At 63.4% G+C, this 17,556-nt stretch carries 8 protein-coding genes and 1 pseudogene; 3 read left to right on the top strand and 6 right to left on the bottom strand.

All coding sequences use genetic code 11. The features are described from left to right. Positions 1 to 72: 72 nt before the first annotated feature. Complete coding sequence (locus tag DPV79_RS04105) at positions 73 to 1,023, top strand: LysR substrate-binding domain-containing protein (protein ID WP_113044851.1); 951 nt, start codon at positions 73 to 75, stop codon at positions 1,021 to 1,023. A 169-nt stretch (positions 1,024 to 1,192) separates the two neighbouring features. Here DPV79_RS04105 and DPV79_RS04100 read toward each other — a convergent pair whose 3' ends face one another. From DPV79_RS04100 to DPV79_RS04085, 5 genes and pseudogenes are all read right to left on the bottom strand, one after another. Next, positions 1,193 to 2,932, bottom strand: coding sequence for a ShlB/FhaC/HecB family hemolysin secretion/activation protein (locus tag DPV79_RS04100; RefSeq protein WP_113044850.1), 1,740 nt, complete (start codon positions 2,930 to 2,932; stop codon positions 1,193 to 1,195). Positions 2,933 to 3,178: 246 nt separating this feature from the next. After that, entirely contained in the window at positions 3,179 to 3,448 is a 270-nt protein-coding gene (locus tag DPV79_RS41960) for a hypothetical protein (RefSeq protein ID WP_124922981.1), read from the bottom strand. Between the two features lie 675 nt (positions 3,449 to 4,123). Continuing rightward, positions 4,124 to 13,249 (bottom strand): hemagglutinin repeat-containing protein, encoded by a 9,126-nt coding sequence (locus DPV79_RS04095; protein WP_113044849.1) that lies wholly within the window; start codon positions 13,247 to 13,249, stop codon positions 4,124 to 4,126. A 352-nt stretch (positions 13,250 to 13,601) separates the two neighbouring features. Continuing rightward, positions 13,602 to 13,784 (bottom strand): annotated as a pseudogene (locus tag DPV79_RS04090) (glutathione S-transferase family protein); the annotation flags it as partial. 20 nt (positions 13,785 to 13,804) lie between these two features. Then, positions 13,805 to 14,281, bottom strand: a complete 477-nt coding sequence (locus DPV79_RS04085; RefSeq protein WP_113044848.1) for an OsmC family protein — start codon at positions 14,279 to 14,281, stop codon at positions 13,805 to 13,807. A 131-nt stretch (positions 14,282 to 14,412) separates the two neighbouring features. On the opposite strand from DPV79_RS04085, the gene DPV79_RS04080 reads away from it, so the two are divergent. Beyond that, the gene (locus tag DPV79_RS04080; RefSeq protein ID WP_113044847.1) at positions 14,413 to 15,054 is read left to right on the top strand and encodes a GntR family transcriptional regulator; all 642 of its coding nucleotides are present in this window, start codon (positions 14,413 to 14,415) and stop codon (positions 15,052 to 15,054) included. Between the two features lie 123 nt (positions 15,055 to 15,177). Here the strand turns inward: DPV79_RS04080 and DPV79_RS04075 are convergent, their stop codons facing one another. Beyond that, positions 15,178 to 16,218 (bottom strand): LacI family DNA-binding transcriptional regulator, encoded by a 1,041-nt coding sequence (locus tag DPV79_RS04075; RefSeq protein WP_113044846.1) that lies wholly within the window; start codon positions 16,216 to 16,218, stop codon positions 15,178 to 15,180. A 189-nt stretch (positions 16,219 to 16,407) separates the two neighbouring features. On the opposite strand from DPV79_RS04075, the gene DPV79_RS04070 reads away from it, so the two are divergent. Then, positions 16,408 to 17,556 (top strand): ABC transporter ATP-binding protein, encoded by a 1,149-nt coding sequence (locus DPV79_RS04070; protein ID WP_113044845.1) that lies wholly within the window; start codon positions 16,408 to 16,410, stop codon positions 17,554 to 17,556.

Below are 17,556 nucleotides of genomic sequence, written 5' to 3'. Positions count from 1 at the left end.
AATTTTGATAACTGGCTAATGACGTTTTTGGCGATTACGATATCGATTCCGATATCGATATAAACCCGTACGATGCCCGAAGCCAGCCCGTGGGGAAACCGTGGCCGCCTGAAGACGCGCCAGCTTTTGCTGGTCGTCGCGCTTGCCGACGAAGGCAGCATCCACCGCGCGGCGGCCGCGCTGAACATGACGCAGCCGGCCGCGTCGAAGCTGCTGCGCGAACTCGAGGAATCGATCGGCGCGGTGCTGTTCGAACGCCTGCCGCGCGGGATGCGGCCGACGCTGTACGGCGACGCGCTGATCCGTCACGCGCGCGCGGCGCTCGGCAGCCTCGACCAGGCGCACGAGGAACTGGCCGCGCTGAAGGCCGGCCATCTCGGCCACGTGGCGGTGGGGGCGATCACGTCGCCGGGCTTGCGGCTCGTGCCGCCGGCGGTGGCCGCGGTGAAGGGCACGCATGCGGGCCTGCACGTATCGGTCGAGATCGACACCAGCAACGTGCTGCTCGAGCATCTCGCGCAGGACAAGATCGACATCGTGGTCGGCCGGCTTTCCGCCGAACACGACAAGCTGCGGCTGCGCTACGAGCCGCTGACCGGCGAGTCGGTGGCGGCCGTCGTGCGGACCGGCCATCCGCTGCTCGCGCAGGCGCCGCTGGCGCTCGCGGACGTGCAGCGCGCCGCGTGGGTCGTGCCGCCGGCCGGCAGCGTGCTGCGCCATCGCTTCGAGCTCGTGTTCCAGCGCGCGAGCCTCGCGCCGCCGGCGAACCTCGTCGAGACGTCCGCGCTGCTGTTCATCACGCAGCTGCTCGAACAGAGCGACATGATCGCGGTGCTGGCCGAGGACGTCGCGCGCTACTACGCGCGGCACGGGATCGTCACGATGCTGCCGCTGGAGATGGATTGCCGGATGGACGATTTCGGGATCATCACGCGCACCGACCGGCTGCATTCGCCGGCCGTCGCGGTGATGGCGGATGCGATTCGCGGGGCGGCGCGGGAGGTTTATGGGGTCGTGCCGTGAGGTAGCGGCGGTAGGGTAGGGTTCCGCCGCCGGACGTGGAGAGCAAGGTCGTCGTTCGGGGCTCTCCGACGACAGTACCCGTTCTATGCGATCGAAGTCGTCAGCTCTCGCGCTTCGCCGCCGCCCTCTTCAACGACGGCGGGCCGGGTGCCGTATTGCGCTCGCTTCATCAGAACTGTGCCGTGACCTGAAAACCCACCGTTACGCGTGCCGTTGGGAATCCGGATGGCTTGTAGATCGGCGTGCCGGCAAACAGGTCGTAACCGTAGGCGCCCAATCGAGTCGCGACGCTGCCCTTTATGCCGATCACGGCGCCTGCCAGTTGCGTGCCGACCAGCGCGACCGGCTGCGGGCCCCACACTCGACCGTAGTCGAGGCCCGCGTAGACCGCCATACCCGTCTGCCCAATCGGCGCCTGAAGCTCGTTACGCCAGTAGAAACCGCGCGAAGCCGCCAGCATCGTCTCCCCGTCAAAGCCGCGCACCGTATAGCGGCTACCGATCGTCAGGTCGTCGATGTAGTAGAGCGTGTTGCCCGTGTACTGGCCGTGGAACGTCGTCACGTAGCGAAACGGTTGCTGCGCGAGCGCGAACGGTACCGACAGGTTCGCGTCGAGCACGGCCATCCTGTAGCGGTAGGTCGGGCCGCCGTCGGCCGCAAGCATGTCCTCCTGCGCGCCGAATGCTCCGATGCCCTGCCGGTACGCGAGCGTGCCGTCGAATTGCGCGTTGCCGAAGTAGTGCCGATCGGTCAGGCCGAACTCGACGAACGTATTGTTGCGGCGCTGCTGCGGGATCTCGGTGTCCTCGATGAAGCTCTGGCCGAAGCGGCGCGACAGCCGGAACTGCGCACCGAACACGTCGTTCTGGCTGCGCGACAGCACGCGGTTCAGCTTGAGGTCGACCGTCTTCGAATTGCCGCTTGCGATGAACGTCTGGTTCACGCCGGCGATCTGCTGGTAGTACGTGCTCGTATATGCGGAGAGCGTTGCGGTCCAGTAGCCCCACGGGATCGAGTAGAAGCCGTTCCAGCCGTGCGAGCCGAGCCGCTTGTCGCCGAACTCGAGATCCTGGCTCACGCCGACGTTGAAGATGTCGTTCAGGCCGAGCGGGTTGTCGATGCCGAGCGACAGGTTGCCCTGCAGGCGGCCGGTCGCCCGCGTGCCCGAGTTGTCGATCGACGCGACGACGGTCCACGGCTTGGCGCGCTTCACGTCGAGCACGACGTCGCTTTCGCCGGGCACGTCGGCCGGGACGATCTGCATCGACACGTCCTGGCTCGACACGCGCTTCATCTGTTCGAGGCCCTGTTCGAGATCGCGCAGGTTCAGCAGCTCGCCGTCACGCGTTGGGAAAGCGGTTTTCCAGGTGCCGCGGAGCTTGTCGTCAGCGAAGCGCACGTGACGGATCACGCCAGGGATCAGCGAAAACTTGAGGGTGCCGGTCGACAGATCCTGCTCGGGCAACAGCACACGCGTCGTGACGTACCCGCGCGCCAGGATCGCTTGCGACAGGCCTTTGACGAGCAGGTCGAGCCCTTGTTTGCCGACGCACTGTCCGGCGTAGTGCTCGAGCCATTCGCGAGCGAAGGCGAAGCGGTCCATCGGCAACGCCGACGCGCCTTGCGATTTCACGGAAGCAGGCAGCGCATCGGGTACGTCGAGGCCGAAACGCTCGATCCGAAAGCAGGGCGTTTCCGACGGTAGCGCGGGATACCCAGCGCTGGCCGTCACGTCCGATCGCACCCCGGGCGCGGTGACGGTTCGCTCGCGTTCACGCGCCTCTTCTTGCTGTCGGGATTGCTGGTAGTTGCCCGGAACGGTCAGGCGCGGAGCTTCCTGCGCCGACACGCTCGTCGCGATAAACAGCAGTGCTGCGGCGGCAGAATTCACTCGGCGAATAACTTTCATGTTCTTCTAGATATGGGGTCGTGGACTACAACCGGATCACGCGTATTCGTCGAGGATGCGACGATTTATTAACGCGGCCAGCATACTGATCATTTAAAAAAGTCCGGCAAAAAAATGCATGGATGACACCCATACTGACCCAAGCAGCACAGTTATGCTTGTGCGTCATCTTGGCCCGCTGCTCTGGATTTTCATCACCGCCGACTATCGCCACCCAACCGTCCTGTTTTCCAAGAAATGTCTTAGCTAAGGAAGATATTCTTCAATATCACGCAAACGATGAAGCCCATAATCGCAGTGAAAAAGTACCACCAGATAATTTTCTGTATCCGCGTTTTCGGAACAGATGTAATTGACGGCCCCATGGCTGCCACCTAATCCCAGTTTTCCCTTGATCAACGGAGAAGCCCCAGCCAACTGAAGCAGGGCTGTTTGTCTTCCCCACGATCCTGGCAATCTTTTCATCCGGATACGGCTTCCGGTTGAAGCAGATTTTACGATGGCAACGACAATCATTTTTTTCGCACAAAAACCACCGTCGCAAAAACACAAAACACGAACCCCAATAGGGCGCCGTTCACCAAAACGAATCTCGCGTCGCTACTATCCCATAAGAAACCGCCACCATAAAAATGAGCAACAAAAGCCATTGCAAATAATTTTATCAAGGCAAAACACAGAAATGACAACAAGAAAGTGGCAAAATACAAGATAATCAATCTAAACATTTCTTCACTTCCCAATCCGAGATTTTGCATCGTTTATCGCTTTCGTTCCGGCTTCAGCGCCGGCGGCACCGGCGACAGGGGTGAGATTGTAGAAGTAAAAATTCCAGCCACTAATCGACCGCACCCCAGTCGATGGCACGAAGTCTGCATAAACACGGAGCCCGGTATATACCGGGACCATCGTTTTAGCTTTTGCTCTCAGACTTGAACCACGGGCCGAATTTCGATGGATCATCGCTCAACATCCCGGCCTTACGCAACGGCTTCGGCAAGAATCGAATGTGTAAAACCAGAAGAACAATAAAGAATGGAAGACCTATAGCAAATGCAGAGACGCCATCACTCAGCCCCATCAGTTTCCGACAAATACCAATCACAACGACCGTATAGCATCCTGTACTAAAAATCGAAACCAAGCAAACCATGAGCCATATTTGAGCCGTCGCATAGAGTCGCCGCCAATTCATTTCTGCTCTCCTGCGCGGTGAACATCATTGATGACCGTTGCTCCCTTCGAACCAACACCAAACAGCAAAATTCCCTGCGTCGTGCCGTATGGTGCCGCTTGGTTAATGAATGGAATCAAGGTATTGTTATTGATACGCGGCACGGTCACATCAAACATGGATCCCGGACGATTCAGCCCATCAGCATTACCCATCTTGAGCGGGACTGGCGCTTTCAGCGCCGCAATCGCAGCTACCAAATTCAACCCGTCATATACAACATTCCCCCAACCAGCGGGCAATGCCTCATTAAACCCATACCGCACAGGATTCACACCAGGAGAACTAGTTCCGTTGTAACGGTTGTAAAGACCATCCGTACCTTCTGCCATATCACCCAATCCAAAGACGATCATTCCTCCACCGCCGAGAGCACAACCCAGACCGCTTGCACAAAGTCCCGCGCCCGTCTTTACCGTCATACCCCCAACAACGACCTTAGCGGTATCCTTCGCGACTCCAACCGGATCGTTCTTCAACGCATCGCCAACCTTCTGCATCGGTGTGTAATCGAACAAACCCGCTTCCTTCTGCCGATTTACCCAATCCAGCTCCGGACCCAGCGAAGCCACCTCAACTTCACTCACGAAGTTCTTGTTCCGCTCCGCGCTTCCTTCCGGGTATTCTGCCCAACACTTCACCGCATAGCACGCTGCGCGCGTCAGCTTCTCTTGCTCCGCCTTGTCCTTCCCGGCCTTCTCGGCAATTGCTTTCTTTTCATTGTCGTGCAGCTGCCGGTTGAACCGATCGACGTTGTACCCCGAGAACGCCCCCGATTCACCGCCCACTGCCGCCCCAGCCCCCGTCGCAAGCGCGTTCGCCACGATGTTGCCCAGCGCCTGATTCATATTGGCGTTGCCGGTCGGATCGCTGCCAGCGATCGCGCTGCTCAGTTCATTCAGCTTGCCTGATGCGATCGACGCAATTGCCGCACCGGCTGCGCCACCTACTGCATTACCGCCCGCCATTCCGGTCACCAGCGCCGCGCCGGCACCTTGCATCAGCGCGCGGTTCGCTCCACCTTCCTTCCACGCGTCAACACCTGCCTGGTCGCCATTAGCCTCGGCTTGCCGTTTCATCTCATCAGCAAAGTCTCCGATCCGGCGCGACACCACTTCACCAGCCGCGCTGGCCGCAGCCATCATGTCCGCTTGATTGCTCAACAGATTCTGCATGTCGGGCAGTTTGGCAACCGTACCGTTCGTGTTCGTCGTATCGCGGTTCAAGCTCGCCACATCCTGCTTCTGGTTCGCCGAATCCGTGATCGTAACGGTCCCCGCGCTCACGCCGCTCTTCGTCGTCGCGCTATCGCTGCCGCTGTCGTTCTGCCCAAGCATGGGCGCGGCGCCGCCCGCATTCTTGCCCGACGTGCTGCCATGTGTGCTGTAGTTCATCCCGCCGTCGCCGGTCGTCGCACCTGCACTGAAGCCGCTCGAGCTCGCATCGTAATGCGACTGGTTCTGGATGTCGGAGAAGGACAGCGAACCTGTCGTCAGCGAATTCTTCGACGCATCCGCTTGACTTGCGATCAGCCCACCCTTCAGGTCGGTATTACCGGTGACGTTGATATTGAAACCGCCGTCACCTGCTTGAATCCCGGCCTGTTCATTGACACCCGCATAGCTGCCCGACGCGTTGCCCTTGCTCTGGCTGAAGCTCGCACTGGCGCCGCCCTGACTGACGCTGAAGCCGCCACCCGAACTCGACTGATGCGCCGCGCTCGACAACGTGTCCTGCACGCTGACGATGTTCAGGTTCCCGCCCACGTCGGCATTCACCTGATTGCCCTTCACGTTCGAGCCGATGATGTTCGTATCGCCGCCCGAGATGATCGTCACATTGTTTGCTGCGTTTACATGGCTATTGTTCTGCGTGGCCAGATCGCTGTTGCCGTCGCCGTTGGCCTTCGACATCGCCGCGGAAACACCAAACCCGCCCGTGCCGACCGACACGCCCACGCTCGCACTCTTAGACTCGTTCGTGCTGCGCGTGGAGTCGGTGTCCGTCGTATTGACGATGTTGACCTGATTCTTCGCCGCCAGGATCACGTCGTTTGCGTTCACGTTCGAGCCGGCGATCGTCACATTGCCGCTACCCGGCTGCCCGTTCCCCGTTGCCGCAAACGCCGCCGTTCCGCCCGCAGTGACGCTGGAGCCACGATTCGTCACGCTGTCTTCGGAGAATGCGCTCTTGCTGTGACTGCTGCCGACGCTGACTTCGACCTTGAACTGAGGCGTCTCGCCCGCCCCCAGCGCCCGGACCACATCGCCTGCGGCCACGTTCGCATCCCACGCCGCGCTGGCCGCCGCCATCCCGTGCAACGCTGCCGCGCGACCATCCTGGCTATTGCCGGACGCACGCGATTGCCCCACAGCGTTCGATACCGCGTCGATCACCGGTGCCTTCAGTGCCAGCGTCAGGCCGCTCTTGGAGACTTCCTGCGTTTCACCGCGGTGGTTCTTGTCCTGCGCCGCGTCAATCGTCACGTTCGCGCCTGTCCCGCTGAGATTCTTCGCTGCGATCAGGTCGCTGCCGGTCACGTGCAGATCGTTGCCAGCCGTGATGCTGAGGTTACCCTTCAGCGAGCCGACCGTGCTGGCGTTGTTCGACACCTCGGTCGTCTGACTGGTCGTCTTCAGCGAACTGCTGCCCACCGACACCGACAGTCCTCCGCCCGACATCAGCCCGGATTCCTTCTTGTTGTAGTAGCTCGACGACTCCAAGGTGTCCTGCGACGTCGTCACCGTCACGTTACGCGCTGCCGTGAGCGTCACGTCGTTCGTTCCGACGATGGTGCTGCCCTGAACATTGACGTCCTTTCCGCTGACAATGTTCACGCCGTCCGCCGATACCAGACTGCCGCGATTGAGCGTCATCGTCTGGTCGATCCCGCTCGCAACCTTCACGCCGCTGACGACATTGCTATGGCTGTGCGTTTCGTGCGAATTCAGCTCGTGCGTCTCGGTTGCCGCGCCGACATTCACATCGCCGGCCGCCAGCAGGTTCGCGTTGCCCTTGTCGAGGCTGATCGTGCTGCCGGAGAGCGTTATATCCTTGCCCGACACGATATTGATCGTGTCGCCACCCTTGAACGTCGTCCCGGTCAGCGCCTGATCGGACGTGTGCAACGTCTCCGCGTAGCTGCCATGGCTATCGCTACCCGAACTGTTGCTGTTCACCGTCGACGTCGCACTCGCCGCGCCGAGTGTTACGTTGCCCTTGGCGGCCAGCGTGCCGCCCTGGCCGAGGTCGATCTGTGCGCCCTTTGCCGTCAGATCACCGCCCACGACGACGTTCGACTGCCCACCGACCGTCACCGAGCTGCCGGTGACCTTGTTGATGTCGGTATTCGACACGCCGTTCGCCCGCTGCACGATCTTGTGCTCGCCGGTCTGCACCGCACCGAGATCCCAGTTGCCGCCGACATTCATGCCGAGATTGCCGCCGACCGACAGGTTGCCCGCGTTCTGCTGGAAGTTGCCGCCCGTCGTGATCGACGCATCGCCGGCCACGTCCAGTTTCGCGGTCGGCCCAAGCGTGGTCACCACGCTCGTCGCGCCGTCGCGGCTCACCCGTGTGTTCGTCTTCGTCGCCGTATCGAGAATCAGGTCCTTCCCGGCGTCGAGCTGCAGACTGCCGGCCTTCACATTCGCCGACGTCAGGTCGATGTTGTTCTCGGTCTTCAGCGACATCAGCCCGCCGCTTTGCAGCGCACCGAATGCGTTGTCGATCTGCTTGCCCTGGATCGCCAGCGTGTTATCCGCCTTGATCGTGCCGCTGTTCGTGAACGACTGCGCATTCCGGAAATCGATGTTCGTCGCACTGATCAACGGGCCGTCGATATTCTGCTGGCTGGCCTTCGCGAGATAGACGACCGGCACGAGCACCGACTGACCGTCGACCACCCGTGTTTCCATCATGACCACGTTGCTGGTCAGCTTCGACACCTGATCGGCCGACAGGCTCGCGCCGATCGGTAGATCGAGCGACTTCGACAGATCCGCGCCGGCCGCCATCAGCGATTGATACATGGTCTGCAGGTCTGCGTACGGCCCGAGCACGGCCTTGCCGGTCAACGCCGTGACTTCGTTGCGCACGAGCTGCTGCTCGTAGAAACCGTCGCCGAGACGCTTCGGGATATGCGTGAGATCAACGCCGAGTTGTCCGAAGAAGTAGTCGCTCGAAATGAAGTTCTTCTGGTTCGTGAACGCCGGGTTCGTTTCGATCACGTAGCTCGCATTCGGCGCTGTCGTCGGCTTGAACAAGCCGCCTTGCGGAATGGTGAGGTTGTTCAGGACGTTCAGCGCCGTCGCGCTGGCGATGATCGGATCGACCGGCGCCGACGGACCGCCGTGCACGGCCGACGCACCCGATTTCGCGCCGCTCGCGTTACCGCTCAGGTTGGTGGGGGTAAGACCCGGCACCGACTGCCCAGGCAGCAAGCCGAGCGACGGAATGGATGCATTGCCCGCCGTGTTGTTGACGCTGACACCGGTGCCCGAAATCGTGCCGTTCGAACTCAACGTCGAGTCGTATTTCGGCAGTTTGTAATCCTTGATCGACGCCGGCGCCGCCTGGGTGTAACCGCCCGGGCGACCCGTCACGAACGGTGCGTTGCCGAACGGCAATTGCCAGTCGTGTTCCGAGTTGTCGTAGTTGTTGTAGTGATACTGGCCCGAGTAGGAAACCGACACGCCCGGCAGTTTCTGGCCCGACGCCGCCCAGCCGTCGGCGTCATAGTTCCCTGGCATCTTGATGTCGCCGACCGCCGCGATGTTGCTCCAGTAGTTTTGCAGGGTGCCAACCGACGACGCATCGATCCTGCCGCCCGACACGATCTGGGCAGCCGGGCTGATGTCCGTTACGGTCGTCGCCGTCGCGCTGTCCGCATAGTAGGTCGTGAACTGATACGTGCTGTTCCACTGCCCGCCGTGAGGCGGCTCGGTGTAGACGCCGCCGATGCTGTACGGATCCTTCACGCCGATCTGGCCAGTACGGCCGCTGATCGGAATACCGAACTGGCCGAGCAGCGATGGGTCGATCGAACTCGTCGAGGTCTTCATCACGCGGCGCGTGCTCGTGATCTTGTCCGCATGCAGTTCCATGTCGCCTTCGGACTGAATCAGCGCGGACACGTTGTTGACCAGCGCGGCGTTCGTGTAATTGCCGCTGGCGTCCTTGCCGCCTGCCAGCACGACCTTGCCCATGCCGAAGATAGCGGTCGTCGCCATCGAATCTGTCGCAGTCGTGTCGTCGCGGTTCTCGATGTCGTGCGCGAGGATCTCCAGCGTGCCGTTGCTGTCTGATGCACCGATCAGCGCGGTCGGCCCGAGGTTCGAGATCGTATTCGTCGCATTGAGCGAAGCGCTGGCGCCGACGAGCGCGCCGGTATTGATCAGGTTTGTCGATTGCGTGTGCAGCAAGCCGCCGGCAGTCAGGGCGCCCACGTTGACGATGTTGCCCGCGTTGACGCTCAGGTTGTTGACTGATTGCAGGTTCGCGTTGTTCGTGAAAGTGCCGGGCAGCGTGAAGGCAAGATCGTGACCGACGTTGAACTGCGTATCGGATGCCGCCGTGTAATCGCCCTGCAGGTTCACGTTCGCATCATGCGCTGCGCTGTATGTGCCGCCACCCTGCAGCGTGGCCGCCGTGACCGACAGGTCGTGCGTCGAGCTGATCTGACCGTTCGTGTTGGTAATCGCGCTGGTGGTCGTGACGTCCACGTCACCGTTCGAATTCGTGATATTGCCGATCGTGCCGCCGCTGTTGTCCAAGGTGTTGCCTTGAACATGCAGCGACGCGCCGCTGAGTTGACCGCCCTGCGTGTTGCTGATCGACGCTGCGCTGACCGCCACGTCGCCGTTGCCGGTAATCGCGCCCATACCCGCTACGCCGCCGGCGTGGCTGTTGGCGATCTGGCTGCCGCCTTGCACCGTCATCTTGCCCGCGCCGAGGTCGACAATGGCGCCGTCCGCGTTGTCGATCGAGGCCGATTGAATGGCGAGCGTGCTGGTGTCGCCCGCAACCGATTGCCCCGCCTGGATGTGCCCGCCTTGGTTTGACAGAGTGCCGCCGTTCTTCAACGACAGTGACGCGTCCGATCGCAGCAGGCCCTGCGCGTTGTTCACGTCACCCGCAATCGTGGCGTTGATGCCGCGCTGCGCGGCGAGGATACCGCTCGCGTTGTTCCAGGCAGCCGCGTTGACGATGGCTTGCCCCTTCGTCACGATGGTGCCCGACGCGTTGTTCAGCGCGCTGGCGCCATTGCCCGGCGCGATCGTCAGCGTGCCGGTGCCGGCATGCGTAATGGTGCCGCCCGCGTTGTTCAGCTCGGCCGGCGTGAGCGTCAGGTCCGTGCTGTTGGTCTGGATGACGCCGGCGGCCGAGTTGTCGAGCGTGCCGCTGACGTTCATCCCCATCGCTGACGATCCATACTGCGTGATCGTACCGCCGTGGTTCACGAGGTTGGCGGCCGTCAGCGCAAGCTGATTGGCTTCGAGCTTGCCGCCGCTGTTGTCGAGCGTCGAATCGGCGGTGACCGACAGGTTCGGCGCGACGATCGAACCGCCCTGGTTCGTCATCGAGCCGGTGTGGATCGTCGCGTTCGTGCTCGCGCCGATCTGGCCGCCGTCGTTCGCGAGCGTACCGCTCGCGACGCTCAGATCCGTGTTCGACAACAGCTTGCCGCTCGCATTCTTCAGCGTGCCGGCGACAGTTGCCGTCAGTCCGTTCTGCGCGTTGATCGAGCCCGATGTGTTGTTCAGCGTGCCGGTTTGGGCGACGACGCGCCCGTTGCTCGCGATCGAACCGCCTACGTTCGACACCGAGCCCGAACCGCCGCCGAGCGTCAGCGTGCCGGTGCCGGCGTGCGTGATGGTGCCGCCGTCGTTCTTCAGCATAGCCGGCGCGAGCGTCAGGTCGGTGCTGTTGGTCTGCAGCGTGCCGCTGCTGGAATTGTCGAGCGTGCCCGACACGTTGACGGCCATTGCTCCGGCGCCGATCTGCGTGATGGTGCCGCCGTGGTTCACGACGTCGGTTGCGTTCAACGAGACCTGATCGGCCTGCACGGTGCCGGCGCTGTTGTCGAGCGTCGTTGCGCTGAGCGTCGCCGTCTGGCCGACAATCGAACCACCGCTGTTCGCCAGGTGCGCGCCGGCATCGACCACGACGTTCTGGGCGGCCTGCAGGGTGCCACTACCGTTGTCGACCGACTGGCCCGCAACACGCAGATTTGTATTGGACGTGATCGCGCCGCGGTTGACAACGTTTGCGCCCTGGACCGACACGTAGCCATTGCCGCCGATGACGCCGCCTTGCGCACCGTTTGCCGTCGTACCCGCCGCGTTCGTCAGTTGACCGGTTGCGCTCAGCGTCAACCCGTCACCGTTCAGCGAAGTGATTCGGCCAGCCGTGTTGTCGATCGTGGTCCCGTCGACTGACGCGTGCCCGGCGCTCTGGATGGTGCCTTGATTGTTCGCGATGGCGCCACCGCGCACGTCCGCCGTGCTTTCGGATACCAGTTCGCCGGACTGGTTGGCGATCTGGCCGGCCACGTTGACTGACAGCGGCCCCTGCGATGAAACCTTGCCGCTCTGGTTCGAGAGCGCACCACCGGTCAGCGTCGTGCTGCCGCCGCTCGACAGGCTGCCGTGATCATTGATCACCGTACCGGAAGCACTCGCCTGAATGGCGCCTTGCGCGCTCGTCGTCGCGCTCGACAGGTTCACGTCGCCGGCCGTCGCGTTCAGCGACAGATTACCGTTCGCTGCGGTCTGGCTGCCGGCGAGATTCACGCTGCCGCCCGTCAGCGATACGCTACCGCCCGCTACATTCTGGCCGGTCGCGTTCAGTTGACCCGATGCCGTCAAGTTCAAGTCGCCGCTATGCGCAACGGAGCCGTCGTTGTTCACGCCGGCGCCGAGCGTGCCGGTCGAATTGACGCTGCCCGCATTCACCGTCGCGCTCTGCTGCGCCGCGAGCGTCCCGGTGTTCGTAAGATCGGCGCTTGTACTGGCCGACAGCGATTGCTGCGCGTACGTCGTGCCGCTGTTCTGGATGCCGCCCGCAGCCGACAGCGCGAGGTTGCCGCTCGCCGTGGACTTACCCGTCAGGACGAGCCGGCCGTTCGACTGCAGCGTCAGGTCACCGGCCTGGGCGGCAATCGTCCCGGCGTTGGCCACCCCCACACCGAACTCGTTCGATGCGAGGAAGATCCGATCACTATACATACCGCCCAATTGACTCACGTCGATCGCCACCGACGGAGCCGCGCCGTCGCCGGCAATCGGTGTTGCGGCGAGCGTGTCGTGGTTGACCTGGGCCGCGCCGGCGATCACATTCAGATTCTTCGCGTAGACCGCCGCGTTCACCTGCACCGCGCGAGCGATGAGGTCCACTTGGTCGATATTGGCGGCATTCAGGCCCGCGCCGGCAACCGTCACGAGTCCGCGGTTGACGTTGTAGCCAGCGAGCGAGCCATCGGCACCGTAGTACGGCACGCCCGTTGTGAGGGTTGCGCGACTGGTGTTGATGAAGGACGCGCCATCAAGATAAATGCCCGACGGATTCGCGAGGACGAGCTCCGCCCGGGAGCCGGCGATCTCCAAAGCGCCACGAATTTGGGAGGGGTTCGGGCTGTTGACCTGGTTGACAATGATCCGTGCGGCCTGGCCTGCACTGTAATTCGGGTTGCCGTTGATCCAGCCCGCCTGCTGGGTCTGAACCATCGTGGCCGAGTTATTCAGGATCGCGCCGGCGCGCGAGACGTCGAACTGGTTGTAGGTGTTGACTGAGACGCCGGCGCCCGACGGCGCGGCCACGTTGACTTGAGGCAAGCCGTTCGGCGTCTGGATCACGTGTGTGCTGGTACCCGGCGTCGGCACGATCTGCGCATCGGACAGGGTGGGCAGCATGCCGAGCGCTGCGACACCTGCCACAACCATGCGGGTACCAGACGTCGACAATCGCCGCCGTGCACGTGCTTCGCCCGTCGCCGAGTTCCCCTCGGCGGTCGCCGTTTCTGCAACGGCCACCACCATACCCCGAAGCCTGGAATACACCAGGCGATGCGTATTCTTGTTCATTCTTATCGGCGCGGCCTGCGCCCATTCGTTTGGTTATTGACCGCGAGCTTACTGAAACGCCGAAGAATGACTGTCAAATATTGCCAAGGTGTTGAAGGGAAACCACAAAAATCGAATTCCAGACACGTCTGATTGACGTGCACTCGAACATCTCTAGTCGAGTTCAAAAGCACATATACAGCAAATCAGATCGAATTCTCGTGCGTCTGTCGTATGCACACCCGCTACGTACTCCGGACCAAACTGCGGACTAAAATTGGTTGACGGTTGAACGTCGGGATGTGCGGTTATTCGTGCAAGAATCTTCTGAGATTTGTCGGAATTCACCCGTTCACCCAGAGCGTGCGCTCCGCTACACCCACGGCTGCGCGAGCCCTTCGGTCTGCAACGCCCGCTGGACCGCCCGGCGCGCGAGCACTCGCCGCAGATAACCTCCGAGTACCGGCCGCTGCCGCACCGGCTCGGCAAAGCCGCGCGTCCAGCGGCACAGCATCAGCGCGTACGGATCTAGCACCGTGTAGCGCGCACCAAGCAGTCATCCGGCGGGCGTCGGTATCAAACTGCGGCGAACTCGATCACCGGTTCGCATCGGATCGGAAAATTGACCGAATTCGCGACATAGCACTTCGCATGCGCATCGTGATGCAGATGCGCGGCCCGTTCGCGATCGTCGCCGGCCCGGATCGTCACATGCGGGCGCAGCACGATTTCCGTGAAGCGGCCTTCATCGGCGCTGTCGAGCATCGTGCCCTCCGCGTTGTCGACATAGGCGAGCACGCGAAGACCGGCTTCCGAGCACAGATGCAGGTACCAGAGCTTGTGGCACGCCGATGCCGATGCCAGCAGCAGGTCTTCCGGATTCCAGCGCGCGGCATCGCCGCGAAACGCCGCGTCCGACGAACCGGGGATGTCCGGCTTGGAACCAGCCCGGATCACATGGTCACGACCGTACTCGCGGTACCCCGACGTGCCGGTGCCGCGGTTGCCCGTCCACTCTACTGCGACGCGATACTTGTGTTCGCCAGATGCCATCTCGCTCTCCATGGATGTGGGTTGCTTCGGCCGGGCCGGATGTCGTTTGACGAAGCCCGCCTGCGATCGCCATTTTGACACCGGATTCCCATTTGGTATACCATTATTCCAAACTGACGGAACATGCAGGCATGGAAGCCAAACTCGATTCCACGGCGGACGCGGTCGCCGCCTCGTTGCGGGACATGATCATCAACGGCGAGCTGGAAGCCGGCGAGCGGCTCGTCGAACGCGACCTCGCCGACCGGTTCGGCATCAGCCGGATTCCGATGCGCGAGGCGATCCAGCGCCTGGAGCGCGAAGGCTTGCTGGACATCTTCAGGAATCGCGGCGCCGTGGTGCGCATGCTGAGCGCATCGGACGTGCAGGAAATCTACGACCTGCGCGTGCTGCTCGAAGGCGACGCGATCTACCGCAGCGTGAAGCGGCTCGACGACGAGACGCTCGCGCGTGCCGAACTCGTCCATCGCCTGCTCGGCGATACGGCCGTGCCGCGCCGGCAGGGCGAACTGAACCGCGAATTCCATGCGTTGCTGTATTCGTGCTGCGGCAACGCACGGCAATTGAAGACGATCGCGGAGCTGCGCAGCCAGGTCGAACGGTACGAGCGCCTGCAGGCCACGCTGCTCGCCGATACGCCGTCGTTCCAGGTCGAGCACGAGGAGATCCTGCAGGCGTGCCGCGAACGCAATGCGCGTGCCGCTCGGTCGATGACGGTCGTGCATCTCGAATCGGCCAGGCGCATCGTGATGGGGCTCGTCGAAGGCGACTGAAGCCGGCGCTGCGTGTGCCGCCTGCTGCCCCGCGCGCGCGGGGCGGGCCGGCCCTGTCGTGCCTTGTCGGGTCGCGCCAATCGCGGCGCCAACCTCCGTCGCGACATTCAGCATATCGATACATCAAATCGACCGCGTCGCGCTCCCGCCGGGCGCGCGGCCGGTCGTCCCGCGCACCATCAGTTTCGGCAGCGACGCGATCCGCACGCGCGACGCAGCGCTGCTGCGCTCGCCCGCGTCGCGTAGCGCATTGAGCAATTCGACCGCGAGCCCCGCGGCCTCGGCGGTCGGGATCGCAACGGTCGTCAGCGTGGGGCGCGTGTCGCTGGCCAGGTGAATGTCGGTGATCCCGACGATCGACAGATCGTCCGGCACACGCCTGCCGCGATCGGCCGCCGCATGCAGCGCCCCGATCGCCGGCAGGTCATTGGTCGCGACCAGCGCGGTCAGCCGCGGATGCGCGTCGAGCAGCCGCCCCGCCGCGCGCACGCCGCCGTCGATCGAATCGGGTTCCGCCGCGACGATCGACGCATCGAGCCCGGCTTCACGCATCACGTCGACGAAGCCGTCGTAGCGCGCCGCCTGCACGCCGCTCGCCGACCCGCCGACGATCACGCCGATCCGCTCGTGGCCCAGCTCGAGCAAGTGCCGCGTCGCGATCCGCCCCGCCTCCCGAAAATCGATCGCGACGCACGGCAGTCCGTCGGGCGGCGCCTCCGGCCGCTCCCACAGGCACAGCACGACCGGCACACCGCGCGCGGCCACGTCGAGCAGATCCGGCAGATGCAGGTTCGCGTTGGTCACGAGAATCCCTTCGGAGATCGTGCCGGCAATCTGGTCGAGATACGCGCGCCCTTGCAGCGGATCTTCATTCGTATTGCAGACGATCAGGAACTGCCCGTTGCGGCGCACCGCGCGCTCGACCGCCAGCGCGAACTCCGGGTAGAACGGGTTCGCGATGCTCGACACCATCAGCGCGACCGTCGGCGCGCGCCCTTCCGCCAGCGCACGCGCCGCGAGATGCGGCCGATACCCGAGCGCCTCCACGGCTTCCAGCACCCGCGCACGCGTCGCCTCGCCCACCCGGCCGCGCTCGCGCAGCACGTTCGACACGGTCGCGGCCGTCACGCCGGCGCGGCGCGCCACTTCATCCAGGGTTGCCATCGATTGCTCACTATATGAGACGTCTATCCAGTATTTGCTTCGCTCACCGAAGCGGCGCACTATCGCCGCACACCCTGCCGCCCGACCGACGGGCGCGACTCGGCCGCGATCGCATCGCCTCTTTTTTTGATCGCGATGATTAAGCGCTTAATCACCGATGATGGCGCATTAAAACATGGAGCGGAGACAATGGCGAGCATCTCGATGCGACGCGTGCAGAAAGCCTATGGCGATCACGCGCCGGTCATTCGCGACGTCGATCTGGAGATCGGCGCGCACGAGTTCTGCGTGTTCCTCGGGCCGTCCGGATGCGGGAAGTCGACGTTGCTGCGGATGATCGCCGGGCTCGAGGACCTGAGCGCGGGCGAGCTGTCGATCGACGGCCGCCGCGTCGACGACGTGCCGGCCGCCGAGCGCGGCGTCGCGATGGTGTTCCAGAGCTACGCGCTGTTTCCGCACATGACGGTCTACGAGAACATGGCGTTCGGGCTGAAGCTCGCACGCGTGCCGAAAGCCGAGATCGACCGGAAGGTGCGCGATGCCGCGCGCATCCTGCAGCTCGACACGCTGCTCGAACGCAAGCCGAAGGCGCTGTCGGGCGGCCAGCGGCAGCGCGTCGCGATCGGCCGCGCGATCGTGCGCGAGCCCGGCGTGTTCCTGTTCGACGAGCCGCTGTCGAATCTCGACGCCGCGCTGCGCGGCCAGACCCGCATCGAGATCGCGCGGCTGCACCGGCAGTTCGAACGCGCGAGCGTCGTCTACGTGACGCACGACCAGACCGAAGCGATGACGCTCGCCGACAAGATCGTGCTGCTGCACGCCGGCGCCGACACCGCGCAGCACGGCAGCATCGCGCAGGTCGGCGCGCCGCTCGACCTCTACCACCACCCGGCCAGCCGCTTCGTCGCGGGCTTCATCGGCTCGCCGCGGATGAACTTCCTGCCGGCCGTCGTCACGGCGTGCGATGCCCGTCGCACGACCGTCACGCTCACGCCGTCCGGCGAAACCTTCACGCTGCCGCGCGACGGCTCGGCGCTCGGCGCCGGCGCCGCCGTGACGCTCGGCATTCGCCCCGAACACCTGACGCTCGGCGCCGCGCACGACGCCACGACACTCGCACGCGACGTCGCGCTCGTCGAACGCCTCGGCGAACAGACCTACGTGCACCTCGACCAGCCCGGCGGCCACGCGCTGATCGCGAAAGTGCCCGGCGACGCGCAGGTGCATACCGGCGAGCGCGTGCACGTACATGCGCCGGCCGCGGCCTGCCATCTCTTCACCGAAGACGGCCGCGCGGTGCCCGCGTGCGCCGACGTCCACGTTCACCACTACGCATAA

Source organism: Burkholderia reimsis (assembly GCF_003294055.1).
Lineage (GTDB): Bacteria > Pseudomonadota > Gammaproteobacteria > Burkholderiales > Burkholderiaceae > Burkholderia > Burkholderia cepacia.
This window is presented reverse-complemented; position numbering and strand designations above follow the sequence as displayed.

Excerpts from the sequence above, each read along its gene's own strand:
- DPV79_RS41960 (WP_124922981.1), bottom strand. The coding sequence starts at position 3,448 with ATGATTGTCGTTGCCATCGTAAAATCTGCTTCAACCGGAAGCCGTATC.
- DPV79_RS04085 (WP_113044848.1), bottom strand. The coding sequence starts at position 14,281 with ATGGCATCTGGCGAACACAAGTATCGCGTCGCAGTAGAGTGGACGGGC.
- DPV79_RS04070 (WP_113044845.1), top strand. The coding sequence starts at position 16,408 with ATGGCGAGCATCTCGATGCGACGCGTGCAGAAAGCCTATGGCGATCAC.
- DPV79_RS04075 (WP_113044846.1), bottom strand. The coding sequence starts at position 16,218 with ATGGCAACCCTGGATGAAGTGGCGCGCCGCGCCGGCGTGACGGCCGCG.
- DPV79_RS04100 (WP_113044850.1), bottom strand. The coding sequence starts at position 2,932 with ATGAAAGTTATTCGCCGAGTGAATTCTGCCGCCGCAGCACTGCTGTTT.
- DPV79_RS04080 (WP_113044847.1), top strand. The coding sequence starts at position 14,413 with ATGGAAGCCAAACTCGATTCCACGGCGGACGCGGTCGCCGCCTCGTTG.
- DPV79_RS04105 (WP_113044851.1), top strand. The coding sequence starts at position 73 with ATGCCCGAAGCCAGCCCGTGGGGAAACCGTGGCCGCCTGAAGACGCGC.
- DPV79_RS04095 (WP_113044849.1), bottom strand. The coding sequence starts at position 13,249 with ATGAACAAGAATACGCATCGCCTGGTGTATTCCAGGCTTCGGGGTATG.